Source organism: Streptomyces chisholmiae (assembly GCF_031845445.1).
GTDB lineage: Bacteria > Actinomycetota > Actinomycetes > Streptomycetales > Streptomycetaceae > Streptomyces > Streptomyces chisholmiae.
The window spans coordinates 1-1,402 of the sequence record NZ_JAVREO010000050.1 but is presented as its reverse complement, the minus strand read 5'-3'; the positions used below and the strand labels follow the sequence as shown (position 1 = coordinate 1,402).

Annotated in this window: 2 protein-coding genes; both read right to left on the bottom strand. The window is 69.2% G+C overall.

Annotated elements, in window-relative coordinates:
- Nucleotides 1-26: 26 nt before the first annotated feature.
- Nucleotides 27-1,235, bottom strand: coding sequence for an RNA-guided endonuclease InsQ/TnpB family protein (locus RM844_RS31990; protein ID WP_311670959.1), 1,209 nt, complete (start codon nucleotides 1,233-1,235; stop codon nucleotides 27-29).
- Nucleotides 1,232-1,402, bottom strand: a 171-nt coding sequence (locus tag RM844_RS31985; RefSeq protein ID WP_311670960.1) for a transposase, incomplete at its 5' end; no start/stop codon positions are given. The genes RM844_RS31990 and RM844_RS31985, both read right to left, overlap by 4 nt.

Sequence of the window (1,402 nt, the reverse complement as noted above, 5' to 3'; positions counted from 1 at the left end):
AACGCGCGGGCTTCCTGCGTCGGTGGCTAGGCCGCCGCGCGGAGGGCCAGCCCGGCCCGGTTGAGGACGTTCGTCGCGCCGACGTGGTCCGCGTTGGCCGCGAACCCGCACGCCGTGCACTGGAACCCTGCTTGGGTGGCGCGGTTCTCCTGCGCGACGTGCCCGCAGTCGGGGCACGTGCGGGATGTGTTGCGCGCGTCCACAGGGACCGTAAGCCGACCGGCACTCTCAGCCTTGTTCGCCAGGATGCCGAGGAACTGCGCCCAACCCGCGTCGAGGATACTGCGGTTGAGTCCGGCCTTCGCGGCGGCGCCGTTCGGGAGGAAGGCACCGGGCTGCTCGGGGTCGGCCTTGGGTGCGGGGCTCTTGGTCATGCCCGCCGTGTTCAGCCGCTCGTGCGCGATGACGTCGTGGTCGGTGACCAGTGCGCGGGCGGTCTTGTGGTGGAAGTCGGCACGCTGCCGTCGGATCTTTCCGTGCAGCTTGGCGACCTTCCGGGCGGCGGCGCGGTGGCGCTTGGTGCGTTGTCTGGTCCGCTTCGGGAACGTTGCGAGGTGCCGCTGGGCCTCGGCCATCTCCTCGGCCATCGCGGTGAGGAAGCGCGGGTTGGCGACGTGTTCGCCGTCCGAGGTGGTCAGGAAGTGGGCGACGCCCATGTCGATGCCGACGATCGCTCCAGTGGGCGACAGCTCTTCGGAGGGGACGTCGTCGCAGGCGAGGACGATGTACCAGCGGTTACCCTCGCGCTTCACCGAGATCGTCTTGACGCGGCCCTGTACGGGCCGGTGCTGGTGCACGCGGATATGCCCGATGCCTTGCAGACGTACACGGGTCTGGGCGTCGTGGGGGGTGGAGTCCCAGCGGCAGCCGTCGCCGTCCTTGGGGAAGGTGACGGTGTCGAAGTGCCCGACGCCCTTGAAGCGGGGGTAGCCCGGGGTCTGCCCGGCCTTGACGCGGCGGAAGAACGCCTGGAATGCCTTGTCGAGGCGGCGCAGGGTGGCTTGCTGGGAGGAGAACGACCAGCGGCCCTGACGCTCGGGGTCGAATGCCCGGATCTCCTTGAGCTGTGCGGACTGGTCGCCGTATCGGACGCTTGTCTTCGAGGTGTGCCGGTAGGCGTCTCGGCGTTCCTGAAGGGCGCCGTTGTACAGCGAGTAGTGGTCGCGCGGCATCTCGCCGAGCGCGACCGACTGACGGGCCGTGGGGCGCAGGAGGAACCTGTACGCGCGGATCACGAGCCGTCCCCCTTCTTCCCTGGGCGTTCCCACTGCGTGTTGATGTACTTCTCGACCGTGGCTGCCGATACCGCTCCGACCGAGGCCGCGAAGTACGACGACGACCACAGCGTGGGCATCCGCGACTTCAGGTGCGGGAACTCCTCGCGCAGCACGCGGGACGTGAA